1 protein-coding gene is annotated in these 820 nt (G+C 69.9%); it reads right to left on the reverse strand.

Annotated features, from left to right (window positions below; genetic code table 11):
* A partial coding sequence (locus tag AD72_RS35100) for an acyltransferase domain-containing protein (protein ID WP_231645162.1) occupies positions 1 to 808 on the reverse strand: 808 nt, incomplete at its 3' end.
* Positions 809 to 820 lie beyond the last annotated feature (12 nt).

The raw sequence follows: 820 nt of genomic DNA on the forward strand, positions 1-820 counted from the left end.
AAGCCGACACCGCCACCATCACCCCACCAACAGGCAACTCCTGCATCAACGCAGCACGGGCCGCCACCAGACGCACCGCATCCTCCAGCGAGAACACCCCCGCCACATACGCCGCGGTGATCTCCCCGACCGAATGCCCCAACAGGATCTCCGGAGCCAACCCCCAGGATTCCAGCAACCGGAACTGCGCCACCTCGAACGCGAACAACGCGGGCTGGGTGTACCCGGTCTGGTCCAGCAACCCCTCCGCATCCTCGAACAGCACATCCCGCAACGGCCGCTCCAGATACGCCTCGAACCGCGCGCACACCGCGTCGAACGCTTCCGCGAACACCGGGAACGCCGCATACAGCTCCCGGCCCATCCCGGCACGCTGGGCACCCTGACCGGAGAACACCACGGCGGTGGCGCCCACGGTCGCGGTGCCCTGGATCAGGTCTGGTCCCTGTTCTCCTTCGGCGAGCCGTTCGAGGCCCGCGCGTGCGGTGGCCCGGTCCCCGGCGAGCAGTACGGCGCGCCGTTCCAGTCGCGGCCGTCCGGTGGCCAGGGCGCGAGCCAGTTCGAGCGGGCGCGTGGTTTCGGTGTGTGCGGCCAGTTTCCCGGCAAGGGCGGCACGTGCGGCATCGGTGCGCGCGGACACCAGCAGCGGCACCACCGGCAGCTCCGGCTCATCGACCGTGACGGTCTCGGCTCGTTCCGGCGCCTGCTCCACGATCAGGTGGGCGTTGGTGCCCGAAATCCCGAAGGAGGACACCCCCACCCGGCGCGGACGCTCGGTCTCGGGCCAATCGGTGGTTTCAGTGGCCAACGCGATCCGACC

It is taken from the genome of Sciscionella sediminilitoris (assembly GCF_000737195.2).
GTDB classification, from domain to species: Bacteria; Actinomycetota; Actinomycetes; order Mycobacteriales; family Pseudonocardiaceae; genus Sciscionella; species Sciscionella sediminilitoris.